We start from the raw sequence: 25961 nt of genomic DNA, 5'->3' as shown, positions 1-25961 counted from the left end.
AAGGACGTGGGCCTACCTGCTGATCGGCGCCGAAACGGCGGACTTTACGCCAAATCCCGACCGAAACTCGCGCTTGCCTAGATCGGCCGTCGGCCGCCGGTGTAGTACTCGAACAGCAGCCCGCCGATCGAGAACATCAAGAAAACGACGCCGACGATCACCAGCCAGATCTGGAAAAAGGCCAAGGCCAGCCCGATGACGGCAGCCGCTGCCGCCAGGGTGACCGGCCAGTAGCTGCCCGGGCTGAAGAACCCGTAGTCGCCAGCCGCCTCCGCGATCTCGGCGTCGCTGCGGTCCTCCGGGCGCGGATCGATGCGCCGCGACACGAACATGAAGAACGAGCCCGGGATGCCCAGCAGGCCGCCGGACAGAATCAGCCCCGCGACGCCGACGACCTCGACGTGGTGCTGCGTGACGTGCGTCCAGATGCCGTAGCCGGCGGCGGCGACCCAGCAGAACAGCGCGACGCCGAGGAACAGCCGAGCCTCGATCTTCACGTCACTCTCCTGTCGGTCGCAGCGACTGGCTGCGCGTGGTCAGCGAGGACTGCAGCGGATAGGTCGTGGTGGCGTACGGCGCCATGCCGGCCGCGGTCAGCGCGCGGGACTGCCGGTTCGGCGCCGTCGGGCCGATCTTCTGCAGCGCCGTCAGGTACTTCTCGAACGTCGGCTCCGACACGACCCGCACCTCGAAGTTCATCTGCGAGTGGTACGTGCCGCAAAGCTCCGCGCACCGGCCGACGAAGCTGCCCTCGTGGGTCGGGGTGATCTCGAACTGGTTGTCGCGCGCAGTCGACGCGGTGCCGTAGGGGATGACGTCGCGCTTGAACAGGAAGTCCGGCACCCAGAAGGAGTGGATGACGTCCTCGGAGTGCTCGACGAAGCGGACCGTGCGGCCCACTGGGATCACCAGGACGGGAACCTCGTTCTGCGAGCCGACCGTGGACAGGTACAGCGCGCCGGACGCGTTGTTCGCGCCGACGGTGGACCCGCAGTTGTACGAGCCGTTGCTCGACGCCTCGTCGCAGGTCTGCTTCGTGACCGTGACGTTGCCCCTGTCCTGGGTGTTGCCGGCGGCGTCCGCGACGTCCTTGGCGTTCGGATACACGGTCGAGTGCTGCTGACCGTCCGCGCCCTGATAGCCGTGGTACTCGAACTGCCAGTTCCACTTGAAGGCGTCGACCTGCACCTGGACGTCGGGGTGCTTGGACAGGTGGTCGACGTTGTCCTCGACGACGACCGTCCGGTAGAACAGGCCGGCGATCACGAGGAACGGGAACGTGAAGCAGATGAGCTCGATCCAGAAGTTGTATTTCGTCTGCCGCGGCAAGTAGTCCTCGGCGCGTTTGCCTGCCCGGTACCGGATGCAGCACCAGAAGATCAGGCCCCACACCACAATGCCGAGGGCGAGGGCGGTGACGCCGGTCCAGGTCCAGAGCACCCGCATCTCGGTGCCCTGCCGGGTGGCGCCGGTGGGCCAGCCGAAGCGCAGGTTCCGCTCCCAGTCGCTCGCGGAGCAGCCGGTCAACAGGACCGCCACGATGCTCAGCAGGACCGCGCCGCGGCCACCCCGAGCCCATCGCTTACGCCGCACTGCAACCGCCTTCCGGACGTAATCCCGAACGCCGCTGAGGGTACTTGACCGCCGCCCAGCTGCCCGGAGCGGGGCACGTCGCCGCGCGCGTCCCCGTGCGGCGCCGCGGCGCCGACCCGCGATACTGGGCACCGTGTGCGGACTGATCGGATTCCTGTCGGCGACCGGATCGGCGGCGCAGGCAGCCCCGGCGATCGACGAGGCCCTCGCCGACATGCGGCACCGCGGCCCGGACGAGGGCGGCGTCTGGCACGACGGCGACGTCGCCATCGGCTTCCGCCGGCTCGCCTTCATCGACATCGACCGCTCGCACCAGCCGCTGCCCTGGCTCGCGGGGCGCTACCAGCTGATCTTCAACGGCGAGATCTACAACTACGTCGAGCTGCGCGAGCGGCTGGCCCGCGATTTCGGCGCGGTGTTCGACACCGAGGGCGACGGCGAGGCGATCGTCGCCGGCTACCACTTCCTCGGCCCGAAGATCGTGCGCGAGTTGCGCGGCATGTTCGCCTTCCTGATCTGGGACTCCCAGGAGCACACGCTGTTCGGCGCCCGGGACTGGTTCGGCATCAAGCCGCTGTTCACCTACGCCGACGAGCGCGGCACGTTCTTCGCGAGCGAGAAGAAGTCCTTGCTCGACGTCGCGCCGGCGGCCGTCCACGCCGATGTCGACACGACCAGCCTGCAGCAGTACCTCACCCTGCAGTACGTCCCGGAGCCCGCGTCGATGCACCGGGCGATCCGCCGGGTCGAGTCCGGCACGTGGTTCGCCATGCGGCCGGGCGAGGCGCTGCGCGCGCACCGCTACTTCCACCCGGACTTCGCCATCCGCGCGGCGCCCGACGAGCAGAAGCTCTACCGCGAGATCGCTGAAGCCCTCGAGGACTCCGTCGCCAAGCACATGCGCGCCGACCCGGACGTCACGGTCGGCTCGTTCCTGTCCGGCGGCATCGACTCGACAGCGATCGCGGCCCTCGCGAAGCGGCACAAGCCCGACCTGATCACGTTCACCACCGGATTCGAGCGGGCGGGTTACAGCGAGATCGACGTCGCCGCCGAGTCGGCCGCCGCCATCGGCGTCGAGCACGTCACGAAAGTGGTCGGCGCCGAGGAGATGATGGAGACGCTGCCGCTGATCATCTGGTACCTCGACGACCCGGTGGCCGACCCGGCGCTGGTGCCGCTGTACTTCGTGGCCCGCGAGGCCCGCACCCGGGTGAAAGCGGTGCTGTCCGGCGAGGGCGCGGACGAGCTGTTCGGCGGATACACCATCTACCGCGAGCCGATCTCGCTGCGCGCCTTCGAGCATCTGCCGAACTCGGTGCGCCGCGGCCTCGGCGCGCTGTCGACGCGCATCCCCGAAGGCCGCCGCGGCAAGGACCTGCTGCGCCGCGGCGCGATCGGCATCGAGGAGCGCTATTACGGCAACGCCCGCATCTTTCGCCCGGACGAGATGCAGTCGTTGTTCCGCGGCTACGACGCCGGCGTCTCCTACACCGACGTCACCCGCGCGCTCTACGAGCGCACCACGCACCTCGACGACTCGACGCGGATGCAGTACGTCGACCTGTTCACCTGGCTGCGCGGCGACATCCTCGTCAAGGCCGACAAGATGACGATGGCCAACTCGCTCGAGCTGCGGGTGCCGTTCCTCGACACCGAGGTCTTCGCGGTCGCGTCCACCATCCCGACAAGCTTGAAGATCACCAAGCAGACCACGAAGCACGCGCTGCGCCAGGCGCTGGCCGACATCGTCCCGCCGCACGTGCTGAACCGGCCCAAGCTGGGCTTCCCGGTGCCGATCCGGCACTGGCTCAAGGACGTCATGTACGAGTGGGCCCGGGCGGTCATCCTCGAGTCGCAGGCTGACGCCTTGCTCGACCGGGACGCCGCGCTGCGGCTGTTGGACGCCCACCGGACCGGCCCGCACGACTACTCGCGCAAGATCTGGACGCTGCTGGTGTTCCTCATCTGGCACGGGATCTTCGTCGAGGAACGGATCCGGCCCGAGGTGCCCGAGCCGGTCTACCCCGTCCGGCAGTGACGCTCAGCTCAAGTAGGGCAGGACGTCCGCGGCGCAGTCGTCGCCGTAGGACTCGGCGAGCCGGCTGCTGAACTCGTCCTTGGCGATCGTGTAGTCCTGCGTGCCGACCGTCTCGAGCACCATCGTCGCGAGCATGCTGCCGACCTGCGCCGCGCGCTCCCAGGACAGTCCCCACTCGCGGCCGGTCAGCAGGCCGGCGCGGAAGGCGTCGCCGACCCCCGTCGGGTCCTGCCGGGCTCGCTCGGCGGCGACCGGCACGTGCACCCGCTCGACGTCGGCGCCGACGATCTCGACGCCCTTGCTGCCGAGCGTCGTGACGCGCACGCCGACGAGGCCGAGCACGTCTGCCTCGGACAGCCCGGTCTTGGACTCGAGCAGGCTCTTCTCGTAGTCGTTGGTGAACAGCAGGTCCGCGCCCTCGACCAGCGCGCGGAGCTGCTCGCCGCTCATCCGGGCGATCTGCTGGGACGGGTCGGCGACGAAGCGGAAGCCCTGCTCGCGGCACTCGGCGCTGTGCTGCACCATCGCGTCGGGGTCATAGGCGCTGATCACGGCCAGGTCGGCCCCGGTGGCGTGCCACGCGTCGGTGATCGAGATGCGCGTCGACTCGGGCATCGCGCCGGCGTAGAAGGAGCCGATCTGGCACATCTGCTCGTCGGTCGTGCAGACGAAGCGGGCTGTGTGCTGGCTGGGCGAGACGTAGACGTGCTCGCAGTTGACCCCGTGCGCGGTGAGGAACTCGCCGTATTCGGCGAAATCGGCGCCGACCGCGCCGAGCAGCACCGGCTCGCCGCCGAGCTGGGCGATGCCGTAGCAGATGTTCGCGCCCACGCCGCCACGCCGGATCACGAGCTCGTCCACCAGGAAGGACAGCGACACCTTGTCCAGCTGGTCGGCGATCAACTGCTCGGAAAAGCTGCCCGGAAAGTGCATGAGGTGATCGGTGGCGATCGACCCGGCGACGAGCACTGGCATGGCGCGCACGCTACCCAACTGGAAGGACAAGCCAACTGGACGGACAGGAAGTTAAGGGGCGGCGCGCGAAGCGCCGCCCCTTAAGACAGACCTTAGGACGGAAGAGAACCGACGGTCAGCCGCAGAAGCTGTTGCCGCACGCGCAGCCGCCGCCGGCGTTCGGGTTGTCGATCGTGAAGCCCTGCTGCTCGATCGTGTCCGTGAAATCGACCGTCGCGCCGCCCAAGTACGGGGCGCTCATCCGGTCGATCACGACCGGCACCTCGTGCAACCGGAGCTCGATGTCGCCGTCGAGGCTGCGCTCGTCGAAGAACAGCTGGTATTGCAGGCCGGAGCAGCCGCCGGGTTGCACGGCGATCCGCAGGCGCAGGTCGTCGCGGCCCTCCTGATCGAGCAGCGTGCGCACCTTGACGGCGGCGTTCGGGGTCAGCGCAAGCTCGGCGCCCGGCGCGTCGACCGGTGTGCTCGTCAACTCGACAGGGGTTTGCGTGCTGGTCATGTCGCTCCCGATGGCTGGCGGTCAGTAGCTCCTGCAACCGGCCGTCTCCGGCGGCTGCTCCCATGGTAACCACCGTGTCGGCCCGGCGGCCGTCGACTCGGTATTCTGCGATGCGTGAAGCTGTCACGTCGGGACAAGTCCGCCAGCGCGGAGACCGAGAGCGCGGGCGTCGCCGTCGACGACGTTCCGGGCGGCAAGGGGCGGCCGACGCCGAAGCGCCGCGAGTCGCAGGGCAAGCGCGGCCCGGTCAGCGCGCCGCGCACCCGCAAGGAGGCGTACGCCCGGCAGAAGCAGCTGGGGCGCCAGCAAAAGACCGCCGCTCGGGCGACGACCGCAAAGCCGCGCAGCGTCGCCGAACAACGGGCTGCGCTCAAGCGCGGCGACCCGTCCGCGCTGCCGCGCCGTGACCAGGGACCAACTCGCAAGTTGGCCCGCGACTACGTCGACTCCAGGCGGTTGTTCAGCAACTACCTGCTCTGGCTGTTCCCGCTCATGGTCGCCAGCGCATTCGTGCGCGGCCTGCAGATCGTGCAGTTTGCCGTGCTGCTCGCCTTCCTCGGCCTGCTCGTCGAGTGGTACATCATCGGCCGGCGTATCCGCGCCCTCGCGATCGAGCGGTTCGGCTCGACGCAGGGCGGCAACATGACGATCGGCTTCTACGCCGGCGGCCGCGCCTACCTGCCACGCAAGTGGCGGATGCCGGCGCCGCAGGTCGCCCGCGGCGACACGATCTGACGTCGGCGTCAGGCGACGGCGCTCAGCTCTCGGCCAGCGACATCGGGCCGTAGACCTTGCGGTCGTCCTCGAAGAGGGTGACCGCAGCCACGCCGGCATCGGCGAGCTCTCGCCATTGCTCGCCGAGCCAGCTTTCCGCGTCGGATTGGTTGCCGTGCGGCGGCGAGACGGGCGCGGAAAGCTCGGCGCCGTCGAGGGACTCCATCCGCCATGTCCAGCTCATCCGGGTCTCCCTGCGCAGCGGTCGCTCGGCGCCGCGGGAACTCGTCGGCGCGCTCGACTAGCAGTATCGCCGCAGCGGCGTCAGCGGCGACACCGATCGGCGTGCTGGGCGTGCTGGGCGTGCTGGGCGTGCTGGGCGTGCTGGGCGTGCTGGGCATACTGGCCGTGCTGGGCATACTGGCCGGATGGGCGAGCCGGTGACCGAAGCGCGCGCGTCGATCGACCAGCTGGCGGCCCGGATCGGCGACGCCGACCTCAGCGCGCGACCGGCGCAGGGCGACCGTGACCCGCGCGACGGCCGGCTCGGCGAGCTCGGCCACTGGCTGTCGGGTTTGCTGACCGGCGAGCCGACGCGGATCCGGCTGCTGCTGCTGGGCGAGCCCTCGGAGGCGGTGCTGCAGGCCGCCGAGTCGGCCGACGTCGCCGTGCATCCGCTGCCGTTGCCCGACGCGCAGCTGTCCACGGCAATTGCTGCGGGCGCGGCGGCCGCCGACGCCGCGGTCGACGCCGGCGTCGACCTCGTGCTGCTCGCGGCGCCGGCCGACGAGCTGCCCGCGGCGGCGACCATCGGCGCGCTGACCGCAGCTGAGCCGGTCGCCCTGCTGCCCCGTGGCGCCGCCGCGGTGGACACCGCGCACTGGATCGCCGGCGCGACCTACCTGCGCGACATCCGCCGACGGATCGTCGGCCTGCGCGAGCGCCCGGACGAGCTGCTCGCCACGCTGGGCAGCCCCACACTGGCCGCGGCGACGGCCGTCGCGCTCGCCGCGGCGGCCCGACGCACGCCGGTGGTCCTTGACGGGCTGTCCGCCGTCGCCGGGGCGCTGCTCGGCGCGCAGTCGCATCCGCGCGCGCGCCGCTGGTGGTTGGTCGCGGACTCCTCTCCCGACCCGGCGCACCGACGCGCGGTCGCCGAGCTGGACGCGACCCCCGTCCTCGATTTCGACACCGCCCGCGGCGACGGCCTCGCGGCGGTGCTGGGCGTGCCGCTCCTGCGGGCCGCGACGCGACTACAGCCAGCGGCGCTGACATGACCGCCACCGGCGAGCCCACCGGCACCGAGCCCACCGGCGGCGGCGACATGACCGCCAGCAGCGAGCCCACCCGAGCCGCCGGCGGCCACAGCGACGACGGACGCCACTCGGACGCGCTCGACACGGTCACCTGGGGAGTGCGGGTCGGGGCGGCGTGGAGCTGGCGGTTGCTGGTGATCGGCGCGGGCCTCTACGTCCTGAGCCGGATCTTCCTGCGGGTCGAGCTCGTCGCCTTCTCCTTCGTCCTCGCGCTCTTCTTCACCGCGGTGCTGCACCCGCTGGAGAGGCTGTTACGCAAGATCCCGGGCCCGCGGTCGGTGTCCTCCGCGCTCGCCCTGCTGATCGGTGTCGCCGTGCTGGTGGGCATCGCGTACTTCGTGACGTGGCAGATCACCACGCACTCCACGCAGCTCGGCGACCAGATCACCAGCCTGGTCGACCGGTTGCGGAACTGGTTGCGCACCGGGCCACTGCATCTGAAGAGCGCCGACCTGGACAAGATCGCCGACAACATCACCAACGCGGTGAAATCGCATCAGAGCCAGCTGATCAGCGGCGCGATCGCCACCGTGCAGACCGTCGTCGAGGCCCTCGGCGCGCTCTTGCTGATCCTGCTGTCGACCTTCTTCCTGCTGCGGGACGGCGAGCAGATCTGGGCATGGACTGTCCGGCTGTTCCCGCGGCGCGCGCACGAGCGGCTCGATGTCGCCGGCCGGGCGGGCTGGCACACGCTCGGCGGCTACATGCGCGGCCAGGTGCTCATCGCGCTGTTCCACGGCGTCTCGGTGACGATCATCCTGTTCATCCTGCAGGTGCCGCTCGCCGCCGCGCTGGGCGTGCTGATCTTCCTCGGCTCGTTCGTCCCGCTGGTCGGCCTAACAGTCACCGGGGCGCTGTGTGTCGCCGTCGCGCTCCTGGAAAACGGCGTCACGGGGGCGCTTGTCGTCGGGATCGCGATCATCGTGCTCGTCCAGCTCGAGGCGCACCTGCTGCAGCCGCTGATCATGAGCCGCAGCGTCGAGGTGCACCCGCTCGCGATCGCGCTGTCGGTGCTGACCGGCACGCTCGTCGCGGGCATCGTGGGTGCCCTGCTGGCCGTGCCGTTCGTCGCATTCGTCAACACGACCATTCACGCGCTGCGGGCGAGCCCGGCCGTGCCGGTCGGCGACTCCGGCTTCCCCGTGCAGCAGAAGACCTCGCCGCGCGGCGAGGCGGAGGACATGGCCCCGCAGCCGGAGAGCGGCTGAGGCGAGACCGGTCGTCAGCGAACGTGCGACTCGACGAACGGCGGCCGCACGACCCGCACCGCGCTGCGCCGGCCGCGCACGTCCAGCGCCAGCTCGTCGCCGTCTTGCACGCCGGCAGCCGAATCGAGCAGCGCCAGGCCGATGCCGACCCGCCGGGTGGGCGAGAACGTGCCGCTGGTGACCTCGCCGACGGCGTCGCCGTCGGCGGACAGCACCGACATGTGCGCGCGCGGAATGCCGCGCTCGAGCGCCTCGATGCCGCGCAGCAGCCGCGCCGGGCCGGCCGCGCGTTCGGCCAGCAACGCATCCCGACCCCAGAACTCCGGCTTCTGCCACCCGACCGCCCACCCGGAGCGCGCCTGCACCGGCGAGATGTCGAGCGAGAGGTCCTGTCCGTGCAGCGGATAGCCCATCTCGGTGCGCAGCGTGTCGCGCGCGCCCAGGCCGGCCGGCAGGCCGCCGAGCGCGCGGACCGCCTCGAGCAGGGCGTCCCAGAGCGCGCCGGCGTCGGCGGCGTGCGGGATGAGCTCGTAGCCGTGCTCGCCGGTGTAGCCGGTGCGGCAGACGCGCACGAATCGGCCGTCCCACTGCGCGTCGGCGTAGGCCATGTAGTCCTGCGCCGCCGGCAGGCCAACCCGGCGCAACACCTCCGACGAGCGGGGGCCCTGCACGGCGAGCACGCCGTAGTCGTGATGCTGGCCGACCACCTCGATGCCGGCCGGCGCCGCGTCGGCGAGGAGCGCGACGACCGCGGCGGTGTTGGCGGCGTTGGGCACCAGGAAGACCTCGTCCCCGCCGACCAGGTAGGCGATCAGATCGTCCACCACGCCGCCACTCTCGGCGCAGCACAGGGTGTACTGGGCCTGGCCCGGCGCGATCCGGGCGAGGTCGTTGGACAGGCACGCGTTCACGAACGCGGCGGCGCCCAGGCCGCGCACCGTCGCCTTGCCCAGGTGCGACACGTCGAACAGGCCGACCGCCTCGCGCACCGCGGCGTGCTCCTTCAGCACCCCGCCGGCGGCGAACTCGATCGGCATCTGCCAGCCGCCGAAATCGGCCAGCTTCGCGCCCAGCGCGAGGTGTCGATCGTGCAGCGGCGAACGCTGCGAATCCGGCGAGACCACCCGGCCAACCTACCGACACGTCGGGTGCCGGGACGTCGGGCCGCCATGGCGCACCCATAGCATCGACGTCCATGCCGCCCCGCTCGCGCTCCGCCGCGCAGACCGCCTCGCGCTCCGCCGCGCAGACCCGATCGAATTCCGCCGCCGGGTCCGCTGCCGTGACAGATCCGGCCGCGCCGCTGCCGGCCGCGCCGCTGCCGAGGGTGACGACGGCCGCGCCCGACGCGTCAGGCCGCGCGGACGCGGTGGTGATCGGCCTGCACCAGTCGGGCGCCGGCGCCACGCTGGCCGCCGGGGCGGGGCCGCTGGCCGACGCTCTCGGCGATCGGTTGGCCGCCGCGCTCGACGCGCTGGACGCCGAGGGGCGTCCGGGCGAGGTGCTCAAGATCCCGACGTTGGGCCTCGCGGATGCGCCGCTGCTCGTCGCGACCGGTCTCGGGCCGGCGCCGGCGGACGGCACGCAGATCGACGCAGAGACCGCGCGCCGCGCGGTCGGCGCGGCGCTGCGCGTGCTGACCGGCCGTCGCCGGGTGCACGTCGCGATCGACGCGCCGGCCGGAGCGCTGGCCGAAGGCGCGTTATTCGGCGCCTACAGCTACCCGGCGTATAAATCCGCGCCGCCGAAGCGGGCGCTGCGCACCGTCACCGTGTCAGCGCCGGCGTCCGCGCGCGCGGACGTGCGCCGCGCGGCGGTGCTCGGCGAAGCGGTCGCGGTCTGCCGCGACCTCGTCAACACCCCGCCGAACGACCTGTTCCCGGAGTCCTTCGCCGCCCGCGCCGCCGCGCTCGCCGGCGCCCGCGACCTGGATGTCGAGGTGCTCGACGAGCGCGCGCTCAAGCGCGGCGGCTACGGCGGCGTGCGCGGCGTCGGCCAGGGCAGCAGCCGGCCGCCGCGACTGGTGCGGATCAGCTACCGGCCGAAGCGGGCGCGCGGCCATCTCGCTTTCGTCGGCAAAGGCGTCACCTTCGACTCCGGCGGACTCAACCTCAAGCCGGGGTCGAGCATGCTGTGGATGAAGTCGGACATGGGCGGCGCGGCGGCAGCCATCTGCGCGGTCGTCGCGCTCGCCGAGTTGCGGGTGCCGGTCGCGGTGACGGTGACGACGCCGATGGTCGAGAACCTGCCGTCGGCGACGTCCTACCGCCCGTCGGACATCCTCACGCTGAAGAACGGGACGACGGTCGAGGTGGGCAACACCGACGCCGAGGGCCGGCTCATCCTCGCCGACGCGATCACCCGGGCTGCCGAGGACGAGCCGGACCGGCTGATCGAGCTGTCCACGCTCACCGGCGCCCAGGTCGTCGCGCTCGGCGATCGCGTCATCGGGGCGATGGGCTCTGACGGTTGGCGCGACGAGGTCGTCGCCGCGGCCAACGCCGCCGGCGAGGCCGCCTGGGCGATGCCCCTGCCGGCGGAGCTGCGCGCCGGGCTCGACTCCCCCGTCGCCGATCTCGTCAACGTGGCCACCGAGGGCGGCGCGGGCATGCTCGTCGCCGGCCACTTCCTCGCCTCGTTCGTGCCCGACGGCCTACCGTGGGCGCACCTGGACATCGCCGGGCCGTCGTACAACAACGGCAGCCCGCGCGACTACACGCCCAAGGGCGGCACCGGCGCGGGCGTGCGCACGCTGGTGTCCGCGGCGGAGCGGTTCGCCGGACGCTGAGCGCAGCGCCCACCCGGCCGGCCCGACTGCCGACCCGGCTGCCGTCAGTCCTTGTGCCGGGCCGACCACTCCCGCATCCGGGCGGGATACCCGACCTTCACCGCGTCGTAGAGCGGGATCGCGTGCTTCTTGGCGAACGACGCGGCCTGCTGCTCCCCGCCGATCCGCCGGCGGGTCCACTCGCCGGTCGGGGCCACCAGCACCACCGTCGCGTCAGTGACGGTCGTGCGCGGCTCGAGGTAGGCCTCGACCCCGGGCCGGCTCTGCGCGAACTCGGCGAGGTGCGCGAGGTCGGCCGACCCGGCGGTGCGCAGCGTTCCTGGTCGGGCCCGGCGCCGCAGACCCCCCCGCCAGAGAAGTAGTCGCACCCGGACAGCGTGCCCGACCCGCCTGAGGGCGGGCCATGGGTGCACCGCGTGTCGCGCGCAGTGCCAAGATGGACGTCGGCGCGCGAAGCCGAGCAGAAAGCAGGAGCAACTGTGGCAGACCACCAGTCCGACATCGTCATCCTCGGTGGCGGCAGCGGCGGTTATGCCGCGGCGCTGCGCGCGGCCGAACTCGGCAAGTCCGTGGTGCTGATCGAGAAGGACAAGGTCGGCGGCACCTGCCTGCATCGCGGCTGCATCCCCACCAAGGCCCTGCTGCACGCCGGCGAGATCGCCGACGGCGCGCGGGAGAGCGCGAACTTCGGCGTCAACGCCACCTTCGAGGGCGTCGACATGGCCGGCGTCCACAAGTACAAGGACGGCGTGATCAGCAAGAACTGGAAGGGTCTCACCGGGCTCATCAAGAGCCGCGGCATCGAGATCGTCGAGGGCGAGGGCAAGCTGGTCGCCCCGACGACCGTGCAGGTCGGCGACCAGAGCTACACCGGCGCCAGCGTCGTCCTCGCGACCGGTTCCTACGCCCGCACCCTTCCCGGCCTCGACCTGGACGGCAACCGGGTCATCACCAGCGACCACGCCCTGCAACTGGACCACGTCCCGGAGTCCGCGATCGTGCTTGGCGGCGGCGTCATCGGCTGCGAATTCGCGTCGGCGTGGACGTCTTTCGGCACCAAGGTCACCATCGTCGAAGCCTTGCCGCATCTCGTGGCGCTCGAAGACGAAGCCAACTCCAAGCTGCTCGAGCGGGCCTTTCGGCGGCGCAAGATCGATTTCAAGCTCGGCACCCGATTCCAGAAGGTCGAGCACACCGACAACGGCGTGCGGGTCCACCTCGAGGGCGCCGACCCGATCGAGGCCGAGCTGCTGCTCGTCGCGGTCGGCCGCGGCCCGACATCGGCCGATCTCGGCTACGCGGAACAGGGCATCGCGATGGAGCGCGGCTTCGTGCTCACCGACGAGTACTGCCGCACGAACGTCGACGGCGTCTATGCCGTCGGCGATCTCATCCCCACCCTGCAGCTCGCGCACGTCGGCTTCGCCGAGGGCATCCTGGTGGCCGAGCACATCGCCGGGTTGCCGGTCGTGCCGATCGACTACGCCGGCGTCCCGCGCATCACCTACAGCCAGCCCGAGGTCGCGTCGGTCGGCCTGACCGAGGCGGACGCGGCACAGAAGTACGGCGCGGACGCGATCAAGACCGTCACCTACGACCTGTCCGGCAACGGCCGCAGCGCGATCTTGAACGCCAAGGGCGCCGTGAAGCTGATCGCCCAGAAGGACGGCCCGGTGGTCGGCGTGCACATCGTCGGCGACCGGGTCGGGGAGCTGATCGCTGAGGCGCAGCTCATCTACAACTGGGAGGCGCTGCCGAGCGAGGTCGCCCAGCTGATCCACCCGCACCCCACGCAGTCCGAGGCGATCGGCGAGGCCCACCTGCTGCTCGCCGGCAAGCCGCTGCACGTGCACGACTGACCTGCCGCATCCCACCTTCCGCCCGTCCCCGCACGAGGAGCTGCCCGCGATGCCGACGTCCGTGACCATGCCACGCTTGGGAGAGAGCGTCACCGAGGGCACCGTGACCCGCTGGCTGAAGGCCGAGGGCGAGCACGTCGACGCCGACGAGCCGCTGCTCGAGGTCTCCACCGACAAGGTCGACACCGAGGTGCCGTCGCCTGCCTCCGGCACGCTGCTGTCGATCAAGGTGCAGGAGGACGAGACGGTCGAGATTGGCGTCGAGCTGGCGGTCATCGGCGCCGCCGGCGACGCTGACAGCAGCGGCGACGACGGCGCAGCCGACGCCGAGCCGGAACCCGAGCCGGCTGCCGCCGAGCAAGAGCCGGAGCCCGCCGCCGCCGCTCCGGAGCCCGAGCCTGAGCCCAAGCCGGCGCCCGCCGTGGCCGCCGCGCCGAAGACCGAGCCCAAGCCGGCGCCCAAGCCGGCGCCCGAGGCCGCTCCAGAACCGGCGCCGGCCGGCCCGAGCGCGTCCGCGTTCGCCGACTACGGCTCGCCTGCCGCGACGCCCGCGCCGAGCGCGGCGCCGGCGGCCAGCCCGGCGGCCAGCGGCCCGTCGGCCAACGGCGCGAGCGCCGAGGACGACGACGAGGTCGCCGGGGCCTACGTCACCCCGCTGGTCCGCAAGCTCGCCAGTGAGCACGGCGTCGACCTGGCGAAGGTGCAGGGCACCGGCGTGGGCGGCCGGATCCGCAAGTCCGATGTGTTGGCCGCGGCCGAGCAGGCGCGCGCCCAGCAGCCGGCGCCCGCCGCCACACCGGCGTCGACGGCCGCCGCGGGCCGAGCGCAGGCCGCGCCGAGCACCACGGCGACCTCGACCAGCGCCCACCTGCGCGGCAAGGTCGAGCCGATGTCGCGCATGCGGCAGGTCATCGCCGCGCGGATGGTCGAGTCGCTGCAGACCTCTGCCCAGCTGACAACCGTCGTCGAGGTGGACGTCACCAAGATCGCCCGACTGCGGAGCGCGGCGAAAGCCGACTTCGAGAAGCGCGAGGGCGTCAAGCTGTCGTTCCTGCCCTTCTTCGCGGTCGCCACCATCGAGGCGTTGAAAGCCCATCCTGTTGTCAACGCCTCGGTCGACGTCGAGGCGAAGACGATCACCTATCACGACGCCGAGCACCTCGGCATCGCGGTCGACACCGAACGCGGGCTGTTGGCGCCGGTGATCCACGACGCCGGCGACCTCAACCTCGGCGGGCTGGCCCGCAAGATCGCCGACCTCGCCGAGCGGACGCGCGCCAACAAGGTGTCGCCCGACGAGCTGGGCGGCGGCACCTTCACCCTGACGAACACCGGCAGCCGCGGCGCGCTGTTCGACACGCCGATCATCAACCAGCCGCAGGTGGGCATCCTCGGCACCGGCGCGGTGGTGAAGCGAGCGGTCGTCGTGCACAGCGAGGAATTCGGCGAGACGGTGGCGATCCGCTCGATGGTCTACCTCGCGCTGTCCTACGACCACCGGATCGTCGACGGCGCGGACGCCGCGCGGTTCCTGGTCACCATCAAGGAGCGGCTGGAGACGGGGGCGTTCGAGAACGCCCTCGGGCTCGGCTGAGCATGCGAGTTGTTCTCGCCGGCGCCTCCGGCCTGATCGGCACGGCGCTGGCGTCGGCGCTGCGCGCGGACGGCGTGGAGGTGTCGACGCTGGTGCGCCGCCCGCCGCAGCGACCGGACGAGGACAGCTGGGATCCCGAACAGGGTCTGGTCGACCCGGACTTCCTGGCCGGCGCGGACGCCGTGGTGTGCCTATCCGGCGTGGGCGTCGGCGACCGGCGGTGGACCGATTCGTACAAGCAGCAGATCCTGTCCAGCCGGGTGAACACCGTCAGCACGCTGGCCCGGTCGCTAGCCGAGCACGGCGGCCCGCGAACGTTGATCTGCGCCTCGGCGGTCGGCTATTACGGCGACACCGGGGACCGAGTTGTCGACGAGCAGGCGCCGCCGGGCGACTCGTTCCTCGCCGAGGTGTGCGTGCGGTGGGAGGCCGCCGCACAGCCGGCCCGCGACGCCGGCGTGCGGGTAGTGCACCTGCGCACCGGGCTGGTGCTGAGCAAGCGGGGCGGTTTGCTCAAGACCCTGCGCCTCGTGGTCAAGGCGGGCATCGGCGGGCGGCTGGGCAGCGGCCAGCAGTACATGCCGTGGATCTCGATCGCGGACGAGGTCGCCGCGATTCAGTTCGCGCTGCGCTCGCAGGTCTCCGGGCCGCTGAACCTGACCGCCCCGACGCCGGCGACGAACCTTGAGCTGACCCGCGCGCTCGGCCGGGTGCTGCGCCGACCCACGGTGTTCGCCGTGCCGGGCTTCGCCGCGCGCCTGGCGCTCGGCGAGTTCGCCGGCGAGGTGCTCGTCGGCCAACGCGCGGTGCCGACGGCGTTGCTGGCCGCCGGCTTCGAGTTCGCCCACACCGACCTGGAGTCCGCGCTGCGCGCGGAATTGGCGTGAGTGGAGCGCAGCAGCCGCTCAATCGGCGCGCTCGTCGGTGATGCGCGGCCCCGCGGCGGTCGCGCTCAGGGCGATCCGCAGGCGCGTCGGGCCGAGGCCTGGCGCGACGCCCCTCGGCGTCCCGCCGCAGGCCAGCCGGGTGGGCGGCAGCGTCGCGACCGCCTCGACGACGGCGCCGCGGGCTGACGCGCGGACCCGTAGCCCGGCGTAGCGGGTTCGCGCGCCGGACAGCGTGCAGCCGGCGGGCACAGTCGTCGTCAAGCGCCGGCGGTCGGCGATGAGCAGGGCACCGGGCTGGTAGACCTGCGCGAGCAGGGCCGGGTCGCGGGTCGCGAACGCCCGCGCGCGGACCGCGTCTAAAGCGCGCAGCGCCGCCACCCAGTCCGCCGGCAGCTCGACCGCGGCCGGGTGCGGCGTCAGAGTGGTCGGCGCCGTCGGAGCGGTCTCGGCAGTCTGGGCGTGCGGGGCAGTCTGGGCGTGCGGGGCAGTCTGGACGGCCAGCGTGGCCGGGCTCTTCGGCGCCGGGCGGCGCTGCGTCCACGCGAGGACGCCGGCGCCGAACACAGCCGCCGCGACGAACGCGCCCAGCAGCCACCGCGGCGCGGGCGCCGAACGACGCGCAGACCGCGGCAACAGCGGGCGGGGGCGCGGCTCGACCTGCCGGGTCGGCGGCGCAAGGCCGCCGCTCGGCAGCAGAGCCGGGCGTTCGAACTCAGGCCGGGCCGCATCGGGCGGCCGCGCAGCATCAGCACGGCGCGCAGCATCGGCACGGCGCGCAGCATCGGCACGGCGCGCCGCATCGGGTGGGCGCGCAGCGTGCCGGGGGCCGAAGCCAGCGGGCAGCCGCGGCGTCGGCCGGTCCTGCCCAGCCGCCAGCTCGACGGCGACCGCCTGCGCCGAGTGCCGCAGATCGAGCGCGAAGTCCACTGCCGAACCGCGCCGCCCAGGATCCACAGACAACGTCCGGCGCAGCACCGCCTGCATCGCCGGCGGCACCTCCGCGGCTGCAAGGCGATCGGGCAGATCGCGGAGATCGGCGCGGGCGGCCAGCGCCAGCGCGGCGTCGGCGTCGGCGTCGCCGGCGTGCCACAGCGCCTGGCCGGTCAGCGCGTGCACCGCCACCGCCGCGAGCATGAAGACGTCGCTCGGCGGGCCAGGCAGCCCGCCGGCGGCGACCACCGGGTCGACGTACCCCGGCGTGGCGCAGACCTCCCGGTCGTCGGCTGCTAGTCGGGCGGCGCCGACGTCGCCGAGCATCGCCACCCCGCCGGCCGTGAACAGGATGTTGCCGGCGCTGACGTCGCCGTGGGTGACGCCCTCGTCGTGCAGGTAGGCGAGCGCCGCGGCGATCGGCGCCAGGGCGGTGATCGTCTCCCCCGGCGTGAGCCGGCCGCGGGCGATCAGCAGCTGCGCCAACGAGCCGCCGTCGGCGAGATCCAGAACGAGCACCGTGGCGCCGTCGCCCGGCAGCGCCGAGTGCAGGCGGATGAGGTTCGGGTGGTCAAGCGCGCCGAGCAGCGCCGCCTCGGTCTGCGCGCGAGCCGCCTCCTGCGCCGAGGGTGTGGGCAGCCGCTTCAACGCGACCGGCTCGCCGCTGGCCGCGATCCGCGCCCGCCACACGTCGCCGGTCGCGCCCGCGCCCAACAACGACTCGACCACGTAACCGCGCAGCCGCCACGATTCGGACACGGCAGCGACGCTAATCGACCGCGCGACGCGAGACCGGAGTTATCCACAGCCCTAAGATCGCCTGTCGTGACAGCTCGAACGCCGACAATCCTGGCGACCTCCGGCGGGTTGATCGCCGGCCGCCGCACCAAGTGGGAACTCGGCCCGCTGACCGAGTACGCCATCGAACTCGCCGGGGTCGACGGCCGCGCGCCGCGGGTCACCTTCGTCGCCACCGCCGTCGGCGACGACGCGGGCACGATCGCGAACTTCTACGCCGCCGCCCAGGTGCGCGGGCTGAGGGCGTCGCACCTCGCGCTGTTCCCGATGCCGAACGTGGCCGATGTGGCCGCCCATCTGCTCGACCAGGACGTCGTGTGGGTGGGCGGTGGCAGCGTCGCCGGCCTGCTGGCCATGTGGCGCCTGCACGAACTCGACACGGCCCTGCGCCAGGCGTGGCGGGCCGGCGTGGTGTTGACCGGGGTGTCGGCTGGCTCGCTGTGCTGGCACGTGGGCGGCACGACCGACTCCTTCGGCCCGGACCTGCGGGCGGTCACCAACGGGCTGGGCTTCGTGCCGTTCGCCAACGGCGTCCACTACGACTCCGAAGCGCAGCGCCGGCCGCTGTTCCAGTCGCTGGTCGCCGACGGCACGCTGCCGGCCGGCTACGCCACCGACGACGGCGTCGGCGTGCTCTACCGCGACGCGACGTTCGTCGAGGCGGTCACCGAGCAGGACGACAAGTCCGCCTACTTTGTCGAGCGCGGCGCCGACGGCACGGCCGTCGAGACGCGGTTGGACACCCGCCGGCTGACCTGACCGCGCCTGGTCATGCTCGGACTTCGGGTTACCGTGAGGCCATGGCCGAACTGCGAGTCGTCCGCGCCGGCGTTGTCGATTACGAGCGCGCGTGGGCACGCCAGCGTGAGATCCACGCCGAGGTCGTGTCCGGCGCGGCGCCGGACACCGTGCTCCTGCTCGAGCACCCGCCCGTTTACACCGCCGGCAAGCGCACCGAAGCCTGGGAACGACCGGTCGACGGCACCGCGGTGGTCGACGTCGACCGTGGCGGCAAGATCACCTGGCACGGCCCCGGCCAACTCGTCGGCTACCCGATCGTGCGGCTGCCCGATCCGATCGACGTCGTCGCCTACGTCCGCCGCATCGAGGACCTGATGACCGGCGTCTGCGCGGACCTCGGCGTCCGGGCCGAGCGGGTGGCCGGCCGCAGCGGCGCCTGGCTTCCCGCCGACGGCAGCGGCCCTGAACGCAAGATCGGCGCGGTCGGCATCCGTGTCGCCCGGGGCGTGACGCTGCACGGCTTCGCGCTGAACTGCGCCCCTGACCTGTCCTGGTTCGATCGGATTGTCCCGTGCGGGATCGCCGACGCCGGCGTCACCTCGCTGACCAAGGAACTCGGCCGCGTCGTGGGAGTCGATGAGGTGCTGCCGCTGGTCGAACGGCGTCTCGAGATCCTCGTGGACACCCCCGTGCCAGCCGACAGCTGAGCGGCGCTTCAACCGGACAAAGTGCCGAAATTGCGTTTAGGGTGATCGAGTCGCCGCGCCGGGGCAGCAATCCGCGCCGCAGCGGCGCGATCCGGGAGGACGACGGCAGATGCAGGGTGGCGCGCTGGCCGAGCTGAAAGCCGCCACAGCCACCGCCCACCGGCAGGTCGAGGACGCTCTCGACCTGCTCGACCCCGGGCTCACCACCGATCGGCTGCGCGCCGTGCTCGCGCGGCTGTACGGCTTCTGGGCGGGCAACGAGGCAGCCGTCGGCCGGTGCCTCGCAGCAGATCCGCGGCTTGCCGCCACCCTGCAATGGGGCCGACGGGCACGCTGCGACGGCCTGCGCGCAGACGTGCGCGCGCTCGGCGGCGACCCGGCCGAGGCGCCGATCGCGCAACCGGCACTGGCGCACGTCGACACCGCAGCCGCGCTCGGCTGGCTGTACGTGGCCGAGGGCTCGACGCTCGGCGGCGCGGTGCTCGCCCGCAAGCTGGGGCCGCTGACGCCTCCGCTGCCGGCGCCGTTGCGCTTCTTCTCGCCCTACCCCGAGGGGCCCGGCCCGATGTGGACGAGTTACCGGTCCATCGTCGAAGAATGGGCCGGCCAGGACGCGCGCCGGATCGGCGAGACGGCGCGCCGGGCGCGGCAGGTGTTCGCCGCGCTCGAGGCCTGGCTGGCGCCACTTCGCCGCGAAGCCGCGGCGTGAACGAGCCGATGAGCGCCCGAGACGACCGCGCATCGGACGACCTCGTCGCGCCAGGCACGCCGATCGACCTCGACAACTGCGCGCGCGAGCCGATCCACATCCCCGGCAGCATCCAGCCGCGCGGCGTCCTGATCGTCCTGCGGGAGCCGGACGAGGTCGTCGTGCAGGTGAGCGCGAACATCGGCGAAGCGCTTGGCGTGCCCGCGGGGCGTGCGCTGGGCGCGCCGCTCGCGAGCGTCGTCGGCGCGTCGGCCGCGGCGCAGATCGAGCGGGCGGCCACCGTGTTCGGCGACCTGCGCGACCGCAATCCGCTCGAGGTCGCGGTGCCGGTAGCGGGCCGCATGGAGAGCTTCGACGCCATCCTGCATCGCGCCGACGGCGGCCTGCTGCTGCTCGAGTTGGAGGTCGCGTCGGGGCCGCGGCCGTTCTCCTTCCCGAACACGTATCTGGCCGTCCGCGGCGCGGTCGCCGAGCTCAACCGGGAAAGCGAGCTCGCCGCCCTCTACGACATCACCGCGCGCGCGGTCGCCGAGCTCACCGGGTTCGACCGCGTGATGGTGTATCGCTACGACGCGGACTACAACGGCGAGGTCGTCGCCGAGGCAAAACGCGCTCACCTCAACTCCTTCCTCGGCCTGCACTACCCGGCGTCCGACATCCCGGCGCAGGCACGGGCGTTGTATGAGAAGAACTGGCTGCGCCTGATCGACGACGTCGACTACGTCCCGGTGCCGCTCGTCGCCGCGGGCGGCTCGGCGCCGGACCGACCACTCGACATGACCTATTCGACGCTGCGCAGCGTGTCGCCGATTCACGTCGAGTACCTGCGCAACATGGGCGTCCGGGCGTCGATGTCGATCTCGCTGCTGCGCGACGGCAGGCTGTGGGGGCTGATCGCGTGCCACCACTACGCCGGCCCGCATCTGCCGCCCTACGGGACTCGCGCGGCGGCGGAGTTCCTCGGCTCGGCGATGTCGCTTCGGCTCGTCGACCGCGCGGCTGACGACGAGCTGCGCGACAAGCTCACCGTGCAGGCCGTGCTCACCAGGCTCACCGCGGCGATGTCCGACCAGCACGGCGCGCTGTCCGCGGCTCTGTTGGGCCCGCCCGGGCTGCTGGACCTCGTCCGCGCCGACGGAGCGCTGGTGGTCACCCAAGAGCGCGTCGAGGCCCGCGGCGCGACGCCCTCCCTCGACGTCGCCGGCGAGATCGCGGAATGGGCTCGCACGTCGGGCGAGGGCGTCACCGCCACCGTCTCGCTCGCCCAGACCCTGCCCGATCTCGCCGTCGCGCCCGAGCAGTGCAGCGGAGCGTTGGCGATGACGCTGCCCCACGGCCAGTACGCGATGTGGTTCCGGCGCGAGGCCCGGCAGGCGGTCGACTGGGGCGGCGACCCGCGCAACAAGGCGATCGCCGTGGCCGAGGGCGCCGAGGTGCGGATCAGCCCGCGCAAGTCCTTCGAGCGCTGGCGCGAGGTGGTTCGCGAACGCTGCGAGCCGTGGACGGCCGCTGACATCGACGCCGCGAACGGCCTTCGTCGCAACGTCATCGAGGCCATGTACCAGCACTCGCGCGCCGAGCTGCGGCTGGCCGAGAACCTGCAGCGCAGCCTGCTGCCCGAGCTGCCGCACCTGCGCGGTTGGACGCTGTCGGCGCACTACGAGCCCGCCGAGGGCGGCAATATCGGCGGCGACTGGTACGACGCGTTCCAGTTGCGCGACGGACGGCTCGCGGTGGTGCTGGGCGACGTGGCCGGGCACGGCATATCCGCGGCCGGCACGATGGCCCAGTTGCGCAACGCGCTGCGCAGCTACCTGCTCGACGCGCCGACGCCGCAGGACGCGGTCACGCGGCTCAACGACTTCATGCTCGACCTGCTCCCGTCGGCGTTCGCGACGGCGCTGGTGGCGTGCGTGGACCTCGCCGACGGACGCGTCACCGCGACCCGGGCCGGCCATCTGAATCCGCTGCTGCTGTCGCCGGGCGGCGCGCCGGTCGCGGTGCCGGTCGAGGTGCCGGTCGCCACGTCGCCTCCGTTGGGCGTGGCCGGCGCCGCCTACGTCGCCAGCGAGTTCGAGCTGGCGGAGAACGAGGGCCTGCTGCTCTTCTCCGACGGCCTGATCGAGCGTCGCGACGAGGAGCTCGGCATCGGCGTGCAGCGGCTCGCCGCCCTCGTCGGCCGCCTCGGCACGGCGGACGCGCGGACCATCGGCGAGGCCGTCGGGCCGGGCGGGGTGTCCGACGACGCCACCGTCCTGACGATCCTGCGCGGCGTAGCCTCGGCCCGGTGACAGACAGCGTGACCGCCGCACCGCTCACCGCTGCGCCATCTGCCGCTGCGGACGGCCGCCGCCTGCTGCGCGTCGAGGCGCGCAACACGCAGACGCCGATCGAGCGCAAGCCCGAGTGGATCAAAACCCGGGCGGTGATGGGGCCGGAGTACACCGAGCTCCGCTCGCTGGTGCAGCGCGAGGGCCTGCACACCGTCTGCCAGGCAGCCGGCTGCCCGAACATCTACGAATGCTGGGAGGACCGCGAGGCGACGTTCCTCATCGGCGGCGACCAGTGCACCCGGCGCTGCGACTTCTGCCAGATCGACACCGGCAAGCCGGCCGCGCTGGACCGCGACGAGCCGCGCCGGGTGGCCGCGAGCGTGCAGGCGATGGGGCTGCGCTACGCCACGGTCACCGGCGTCGCCCGCGACGACCTCGCCGACGGCGGCGCCTGGCTCTACGCCGAAACCGTGCGGCAGATCCACGCCGTCAACCCAGGCACCGGAGTCGAGCTGCTCGCCCCCGACTTCAACGCGGTTCGCGAGCAGCTCGGCGAGGTGTTCGCGTCGCGGCCCGAGGTGTTCGCGCACAACGTGGAGACGGTGCCGCGGATCTTCAAACGCATCCGGCCCGGCTTCCGCTACCAGCGCTCGCTCGACGTCATCACCGCGGCCCGAGCTGACCGCCTGGTCACCAAGTCGAACCTGATTCTCGGCATGGGCGAAACCCGCGACGAGGTCAGCGCGGCGCTGCAAGACCTGCACGACGCCGGCTGCGAGATCATCACGATCACCCAATACCTGCGCCCGTCGCCGCGGCACCATCCGGTCGAGCGGTGGGTCAAGCCCGAGGAGTTCGCCGAACTGAGCGAGGAGGCCGAGGAGATCGGTTTCGCCGGCGTCCTCAGCGGGCCGCTCGTGCGCTCTTCCTATCGCGCGGGCCGGCTCTACCAGCAGGCCGTCGCCGCCCGCTGAGCGGTTTTCTGCGGCCTCTCTGCGTGGTCGGCGATCAGTGCGTCAGGGTGCGGAACTCGACCTGGTGGGACCAGATGTGCTGGTGCCGGATGCCGTCGCGCTCGGTGGCCGCCGCGTACTGCATGCCGTGCCCGGCGTAGATCGCGACGTGATAGGCGCGGCCGCCGCTGAGGTAGAACACCAGGTCGCCGGGGCGCGCCTTCGCCCTGGGGATCCGGCGCATGTGCTTGACGTGGCGCTGCGCCTCCGCGTTGTGCGGCAGCCGCCGCACGTGGGCGCGGCGGTAGATGTAGCGGGTGAAGCCCGAGCAGTCGAAGCCGGTCTTCGGCGACGCGCCACCCTCGACGTAGCGCGCCTTGCCGACGTAGGACTTCGCGAGCTTTACGATCCGCTGGCCCGCGCTCAGCCGCGGCTTGGCGTCCGCGGCGGCAGTCAGCGCCGGCGCCGCGCCCACGATCGACACCAGGACGAGGACGAGGGCGAGCAGGGCTCGGCGCAGCAACGGTGAATCTCCTAGCGGCATGGCACCCGGGGGCGCGGGGTGCAGCTGGTGCCTACCCGCCTAGGCGGGCGCCGAATCAGCGGCACTGCTCGGCGCAACTATCCTGGCGCCATGGCCACATCCGCCCGGCGAGGCAAGCCCGCCAAGCTCACCTCCGCGGAGAAGAAGGCGGCGCGGGTCGCGAAGCGCGCGAAGCGGCGCGAGACGTTCAGCAATGTCCGGCAGGCGTTCACGCTGACTCGCCAGCAGGACTCGCGATTCCTGCCGGTGATCATCGCGACAGTGGTCCTGGCGATCGCGGTCGTGTATGCGGTCGTCTTCCTGATCACCGACTCCGTGTACATCCCGATCCCGCTCGCCCTGATTTTCGGACTGGCCGCAGGGATGTTCGTCTTCTCCCGCCGAGCGCAGAAGTCGATGTTCTCCCAAGCCGAAGGGCAGGCCGGGGCCGCCGGGTGGATGCTGCAACAGCAGCTGCGCGGCGACTGGCGGCTGACCCAAGCGGTCGCCGGCACCACCCAGCTCGACGCGGTGCACCGGCTGGTCGGCCGGCCGGGGGTGGTGCTCGTCGGCGAAGGCGCCCCGCACCGGGTGCGCGGCCTGCTGGCGCAGGAGAAGAAGCGCACCGCGCGGGTCGTCGGCGAGACGCCGATCTACGACATCACGGTCGGCACCGGCGAGGGTGACATCCGGCTGTCGCGGCTCAACCGCTACCTGGTGAAGCTCCCGTCGAACCTTTCCAAGGACCAGGTGGCGACGCTCGAGAAGCGCCTCGCCGCGCTGGGCGGCAGCCGGGCGGCCGCGCTGCCCAAGGGGCCCATGCCGCAGGGCGCGAAGATGCGCAACGTCCAGCGGACCGTCCGCCGCCGCTCGTGAGCGGACCGATGACCGCGCCGCAGGCCTACCGCGGCGAGCAGGTCGGTCTGCCGCAGACCGGACCCGGCTCGCTGGCCCCGACCGGCCGGCGGCTCTGGGCGTTCGTGGTCGACGCCATCGCGTCCAGCTTGGTGGCCGCCCTATTCGTCCGCGGCACGGGCGCCGGGTCGTCGCTCGCCCACCGCCTGCCGGGCACCTGGAGCCTGATCCCGTTCGCGCTCGACTACCTGATCGGCGCGATCGTCGCCGGCCGCACCCTCGGCATGTACCTGTTCGGGCTGCGGCTAATCCGCGTCACGCCGAACGTCGCGGTCGATCCGGGCCGCGCGCTGCTGCGCACTTTCCTGCTGTGCCTGTTCGTGCCCGCGCTCGTCTTCGACCGCGACGGACGCGGCCTGCACGACCGGCTGGCCGACACCGCGGTCGTCCGAGCCTGAGCCGCTCGCGCGCGATTAACGTCCACGAAATCGACCGGGTATAGACAGGCTCCGCCAACTGACACCGCGCGTACGGAGGACGGATGTTCACAAGCTCCGAAGAGGTCCTGGCCTACATCAAGAACGAGGGCGTCGAGTTCATCGACATCCGCTTCACCGACCTCCCCGGCGTCCAACAGCACTTCAACGTCCCTGCCTCGAACTTCTCCGAGGACTCGTTCACCGAGGGCCAGATGTTCGACGGCTCGTCGATCCGCGGTTTCGCGTCGATCGACAAGTCCGACCTGAAGCTGATCCCGGACCCGACGACGGCCTACGTCGACCCCTTCCGCGCGGCGAAGACGCTGAACATCAACCACTCGATCTACGAGCCGCGCACCGGCGAGAAGTACGACCGCGACCCGCGCCAGGTCGCCACAAAGGCCGAGGAGTACCTGACCTCCACTGGCATCGCCGACACCGTGTACTTCGGCCCCGAGGCGGAGTTCTACATCTTCGACGAGGTGCGCTACGAGACCGGCATGAACAAGTCCTCGTACTTCATCGACTCCGAAGAGGGCTACTGGAACACCGGGCGGGTCGAAGAGGGCGGCAACCTCGGCTACAAGACCAGCGTCAAGGGCGGCTACTTCCCCGTCACGCCCTACGACCATTTCGCCGACCTGCGCGACGAGATCAGCACCGAGCTGATGGCGGCCGGCCTGGACCTCGAGCGGGCCCACCACGAGGTCGGCACCGGCGGCCAGGCGGAGATCAACTACAAGTTCAACACGCTCACCCACGCCGCCGACGAGATCCTGCTGTTCAAGTACATCGTCAAGAACGTCGCGTGGCGCAACGGCAAGAGCGCGACCTTCATGCCGAAGCCGCTGTTCGGCGACAACGGCTCGGGCATGCACTGCCACCAGTCGCTGTGGAAGGACGGCGAGCCGCTGTTCTACGACGAGCTCGGCTATGCCGGCCTGTCCGACATCGCGCGCTATTACGTGGGCGGGCTGCTCAAGCACGCGCCGTCCGCGCTGGCATTCACCAACCCGACGGTCAACTCCTACCACCGCCTGGTGCCGGGGTACGAGGCGCCGGTGAACCTGGTGTACTCGGCCGGCAACCGCTCCGCCTGCATCCGGGTGCCGATCACCGGCACCAACCCGAAGGCGAAGCGCATCGAATACCGCGTGCCGGACCCATCCTGCAACCCGTATCTCGCGTTCTCGGCGATGCTCATGGCGGGCCTCGACGGCATCAAGAACAAGATCGAGCCGCCGGCGCCGATCGACAAGGACCTCTACGAGCTGCCCCCGGATGAGGCCGCGTCCATCCCGCAGGTGCCAGGCTCGCTGAGCGAGGTGCTCGACTCGCTGGAGGCCGACCACGACTACCTGCTCGAGGGCGGCGTGTTCACCGAGGACCTCATCCAGGCCTGGATCGGTTACAAGCGCACCAACGAGGTCGACCCGGTCCGGCTGCGTCCGCACCCCTACGAGTTCGACCTGTACTACAACATCTAAGCCACTAGGCGCTGGAGGCCCCGGATTCCGGG

25 protein-coding genes are annotated in these 25961 nt (G+C 71.9%); 16 read left to right on the top strand and 9 right to left on the bottom strand.

Translation table 11 applies throughout. The features are described 5' to 3' along the window. Window positions 1–77 precede the first annotated feature (77 nt). Entirely contained in the window at window positions 78–497 is a 420-nt protein-coding gene (locus ACFFBG_RS01735; protein ID WP_375474976.1) for a cytochrome c oxidase subunit 4, read from the bottom strand. Window position 498: 1 nt separating this feature from the next. Next, entirely contained in the window at window positions 499–1539 is a 1041-nt protein-coding gene (locus ACFFBG_RS01730; RefSeq protein ID WP_375474974.1) for a cytochrome c oxidase subunit II, read from the bottom strand. A gap of 187 nt (window positions 1540–1726) precedes the next feature. Between ACFFBG_RS01730 and asnB the strand changes: the two genes are divergently transcribed. Continuing rightward, window positions 1727–3634 (top strand): asparagine synthase (glutamine-hydrolyzing), encoded by a 1908-nt coding sequence (asnB, locus tag ACFFBG_RS01725; RefSeq protein WP_375474972.1) that lies wholly within the window; start codon window positions 1727–1729, stop codon window positions 3632–3634. A 3-nt stretch (window positions 3635–3637) separates the two neighbouring features. Here the strand turns inward: asnB and ACFFBG_RS01720 are convergent, their stop codons facing one another. Together ACFFBG_RS01720 and ACFFBG_RS01715 are read right to left on the bottom strand one after the other, a co-directional pair. Continuing rightward, the gene (locus ACFFBG_RS01720) at window positions 3638–4609 is read right to left on the bottom strand and encodes a carbohydrate kinase family protein (RefSeq protein WP_375474970.1); all 972 of its coding nucleotides are present in this window, start codon (window positions 4607–4609) and stop codon (window positions 3638–3640) included. 115 nt (window positions 4610–4724) lie between these two features. Beyond that, a complete protein-coding gene (locus tag ACFFBG_RS01715; RefSeq protein ID WP_375474968.1) occupies window positions 4725–5108 on the bottom strand; it encodes a HesB/IscA family protein in 384 nt (127 codons plus the stop codon). A gap of 114 nt (window positions 5109–5222) precedes the next feature. On the opposite strand from ACFFBG_RS01715, the gene ACFFBG_RS01710 reads away from it, so the two are divergent. Further along, entirely contained in the window at window positions 5223–5843 is a 621-nt protein-coding gene (locus ACFFBG_RS01710) for a DUF3043 domain-containing protein (RefSeq protein ID WP_375474966.1), read from the top strand. Window positions 5844–5865: 22 nt separating this feature from the next. Here the strand turns inward: ACFFBG_RS01710 and ACFFBG_RS01705 are convergent, their stop codons facing one another. Beyond that, window positions 5866–6066 (bottom strand): hypothetical protein, encoded by a 201-nt coding sequence (locus ACFFBG_RS01705; protein WP_375474964.1) that lies wholly within the window; start codon window positions 6064–6066, stop codon window positions 5866–5868. Window positions 6067–6250: 184 nt separating this feature from the next. On the opposite strand from ACFFBG_RS01705, the gene ACFFBG_RS01700 reads away from it, so the two are divergent. Both ACFFBG_RS01700 and ACFFBG_RS01695 read left to right on the top strand, forming a co-directional pair. Next, entirely contained in the window at window positions 6251–7099 is an 849-nt protein-coding gene (locus ACFFBG_RS01700) for a nicotinate-nucleotide--dimethylbenzimidazole phosphoribosyltransferase (protein ID WP_375474962.1), read from the top strand. Then, a complete protein-coding gene (locus ACFFBG_RS01695) occupies window positions 7096–8346 on the top strand; it encodes an AI-2E family transporter (protein ID WP_375474960.1) in 1251 nt (416 codons plus the stop codon). The genes ACFFBG_RS01700 and ACFFBG_RS01695 overlap by 4 nt, the downstream gene beginning before the upstream one ends. Window positions 8347–8360: 14 nt before the next feature. Here ACFFBG_RS01695 and gcvT read toward each other — a convergent pair whose 3' ends face one another. After that, entirely contained in the window at window positions 8361–9470 is a 1110-nt protein-coding gene (gene gcvT, locus ACFFBG_RS01690) for a glycine cleavage system aminomethyltransferase GcvT (protein WP_375474958.1), read from the bottom strand. Window positions 9471–9628: 158 nt separating this feature from the next. Here gcvT and ACFFBG_RS01685 point away from each other — a divergent pair, with 158 nt between their 5' ends. Continuing rightward, window positions 9629–11134: a leucyl aminopeptidase gene (locus tag ACFFBG_RS01685; RefSeq protein WP_375474956.1), complete on the top strand. Its 1506-nt coding sequence runs from the start codon at window positions 9629–9631 to the stop codon at window positions 11132–11134. A 44-nt stretch (window positions 11135–11178) separates the two neighbouring features. Here the strand turns inward: ACFFBG_RS01685 and ACFFBG_RS01680 are convergent, their stop codons facing one another. After that, the gene (locus ACFFBG_RS01680; protein ID WP_375474954.1) at window positions 11179–11502 is read right to left on the bottom strand and encodes an oxidoreductase; all 324 of its coding nucleotides are present in this window, start codon (window positions 11500–11502) and stop codon (window positions 11179–11181) included. 111 nt (window positions 11503–11613) lie between these two features. Between ACFFBG_RS01680 and lpdA the strand changes: the two genes are divergently transcribed. The 3 genes from lpdA to ACFFBG_RS01665 are packed head-to-tail and all read left to right on the top strand — an operon-like array spanning window position 11614 to window position 15474. Continuing rightward, on the top strand, window positions 11614–12993 hold the full coding sequence (lpdA, locus tag ACFFBG_RS01675) for a dihydrolipoyl dehydrogenase (protein WP_375474952.1): 1380 nt from the start codon (window positions 11614–11616) through the stop codon (window positions 12991–12993). A 49-nt stretch (window positions 12994–13042) separates the two neighbouring features. Further along, window positions 13043–14587 (top strand): 2-oxoglutarate dehydrogenase, E2 component, dihydrolipoamide succinyltransferase, encoded by a 1545-nt coding sequence (gene sucB, locus ACFFBG_RS01670; RefSeq protein WP_375474950.1) that lies wholly within the window; start codon window positions 13043–13045, stop codon window positions 14585–14587. Window positions 14588–14589: 2 nt separating this feature from the next. After that, entirely contained in the window at window positions 14590–15474 is an 885-nt protein-coding gene (locus tag ACFFBG_RS01665) for a TIGR01777 family oxidoreductase (protein WP_375474948.1), read from the top strand. 18 nt (window positions 15475–15492) lie between these two features. Here ACFFBG_RS01665 and ACFFBG_RS01660 read toward each other — a convergent pair whose 3' ends face one another. Further along, on the bottom strand, window positions 15493–17163 hold the full coding sequence (locus ACFFBG_RS01660; RefSeq protein ID WP_375474946.1) for a serine/threonine-protein kinase: 1671 nt from the start codon (window positions 17161–17163) through the stop codon (window positions 15493–15495). A 66-nt stretch (window positions 17164–17229) separates the two neighbouring features. On the opposite strand from ACFFBG_RS01660, the gene ACFFBG_RS01655 reads away from it, so the two are divergent. The 5 genes from ACFFBG_RS01655 (at window position 17230) to lipA (ending at window position 22606) form a co-directional block, all read left to right on the top strand. Continuing rightward, window positions 17230–17961 (top strand): Type 1 glutamine amidotransferase-like domain-containing protein, encoded by a 732-nt coding sequence (locus tag ACFFBG_RS01655; RefSeq protein ID WP_375474944.1) that lies wholly within the window; start codon window positions 17230–17232, stop codon window positions 17959–17961. A gap of 41 nt (window positions 17962–18002) precedes the next feature. Next, the gene (gene lipB / locus ACFFBG_RS01650; protein ID WP_375474942.1) at window positions 18003–18650 is read left to right on the top strand and encodes a lipoyl(octanoyl) transferase LipB; all 648 of its coding nucleotides are present in this window, start codon (window positions 18003–18005) and stop codon (window positions 18648–18650) included. Window positions 18651–18759: 109 nt separating this feature from the next. Beyond that, window positions 18760–19359 carry a biliverdin-producing heme oxygenase gene (locus ACFFBG_RS01645; RefSeq protein ID WP_375474940.1) on the top strand — a complete coding sequence of 200 codons (600 nt, stop codon included), beginning with the start codon at window positions 18760–18762 and terminating at the stop codon, window positions 19357–19359. 8 nt (window positions 19360–19367) lie between these two features. Next, window positions 19368–21650 carry a SpoIIE family protein phosphatase gene (locus ACFFBG_RS01640; RefSeq protein WP_375474938.1) on the top strand — a complete coding sequence of 761 codons (2283 nt, stop codon included), beginning with the start codon at window positions 19368–19370 and terminating at the stop codon, window positions 21648–21650. Further along, entirely contained in the window at window positions 21647–22606 is a 960-nt protein-coding gene (lipA, locus tag ACFFBG_RS01635; RefSeq protein WP_375474936.1) for a lipoyl synthase, read from the top strand. Before ACFFBG_RS01640 ends, lipA begins: the two co-directional genes overlap by 4 nt. A gap of 34 nt (window positions 22607–22640) precedes the next feature. On the opposite strand, the gene ACFFBG_RS01630 is transcribed toward lipA, so the two are convergent. Continuing rightward, window positions 22641–23108, bottom strand: a complete 468-nt coding sequence (locus ACFFBG_RS01630; RefSeq protein WP_375474934.1) for a C40 family peptidase — start codon at window positions 23106–23108, stop codon at window positions 22641–22643. Window positions 23109–23219: 111 nt separating this feature from the next. Between ACFFBG_RS01630 and ACFFBG_RS01625 the strand changes: the two genes are divergently transcribed. The 3 genes from ACFFBG_RS01625 (at window position 23220) to glnA (ending at window position 25929) form a co-directional block, all read left to right on the top strand. Further along, window positions 23220–23984, top strand: coding sequence for a DUF4191 domain-containing protein (locus ACFFBG_RS01625; protein WP_375474932.1), 765 nt, complete (start codon window positions 23220–23222; stop codon window positions 23982–23984). An 8-nt stretch (window positions 23985–23992) separates the two neighbouring features. Next, window positions 23993–24421, top strand: a complete 429-nt coding sequence (locus ACFFBG_RS01620) for an RDD family protein (RefSeq protein WP_375474930.1) — start codon at window positions 23993–23995, stop codon at window positions 24419–24421. 83 nt (window positions 24422–24504) lie between these two features. Next, the gene (glnA, locus tag ACFFBG_RS01615) at window positions 24505–25929 is read left to right on the top strand and encodes a type I glutamate--ammonia ligase (RefSeq protein ID WP_375474928.1); all 1425 of its coding nucleotides are present in this window, start codon (window positions 24505–24507) and stop codon (window positions 25927–25929) included. The last annotated feature ends 32 nt before the right edge of the window (window positions 25930–25961 follow it).

It is taken from the genome of uncultured Jatrophihabitans sp. (genome assembly GCF_964251945.1).
Classification (GTDB): Bacteria; Actinomycetota; Actinomycetes; order Mycobacteriales; family Jatrophihabitantaceae; genus Jatrophihabitans.
Note: the sequence above shows the minus strand (reverse complement) of the source record. Positions and strands in the feature narration are given on the sequence as shown.

Coding starts and splice junctions, on each gene's coding strand:
- sucB (WP_375474950.1), top strand. CDS start 13,043: ATGCCGACGTCCGTGACCATGCCACGCTTGGGAGAGAGCGTCACCGAG.
- ACFFBG_RS01665 (WP_375474948.1), top strand. CDS start 14,590: ATGCGAGTTGTTCTCGCCGGCGCCTCCGGCCTGATCGGCACGGCGCTG.
- glnA (WP_375474928.1), top strand. CDS start 24,505: ATGTTCACAAGCTCCGAAGAGGTCCTGGCCTACATCAAGAACGAGGGC.
- ACFFBG_RS01695 (WP_375474960.1), top strand. CDS start 7,096: ATGACCGCCACCGGCGAGCCCACCGGCACCGAGCCCACCGGCGGCGGC.
- ACFFBG_RS01620 (WP_375474930.1), top strand. CDS start 23,993: ATGACCGCGCCGCAGGCCTACCGCGGCGAGCAGGTCGGTCTGCCGCAG.
- ACFFBG_RS01640 (WP_375474938.1), top strand. CDS start 19,368: ATGAGCGCCCGAGACGACCGCGCATCGGACGACCTCGTCGCGCCAGGC.
- ACFFBG_RS01715 (WP_375474968.1), bottom strand. CDS start 5,108: ATGACCAGCACGCAAACCCCTGTCGAGTTGACGAGCACACCGGTCGAC.
- ACFFBG_RS01705 (WP_375474964.1), bottom strand. CDS start 6,066: ATGAGCTGGACATGGCGGATGGAGTCCCTCGACGGCGCCGAGCTTTCC.
- ACFFBG_RS01645 (WP_375474940.1), top strand. CDS start 18,760: ATGCAGGGTGGCGCGCTGGCCGAGCTGAAAGCCGCCACAGCCACCGCC.
- ACFFBG_RS01720 (WP_375474970.1), bottom strand. CDS start 4,609: ATGCCAGTGCTCGTCGCCGGGTCGATCGCCACCGATCACCTCATGCAC.
- ACFFBG_RS01625 (WP_375474932.1), top strand. CDS start 23,220: ATGGCCACATCCGCCCGGCGAGGCAAGCCCGCCAAGCTCACCTCCGCG.
- lipB (WP_375474942.1), top strand. CDS start 18,003: ATGGCCGAACTGCGAGTCGTCCGCGCCGGCGTTGTCGATTACGAGCGC.
- ACFFBG_RS01700 (WP_375474962.1), top strand. CDS start 6,251: ATGGGCGAGCCGGTGACCGAAGCGCGCGCGTCGATCGACCAGCTGGCG.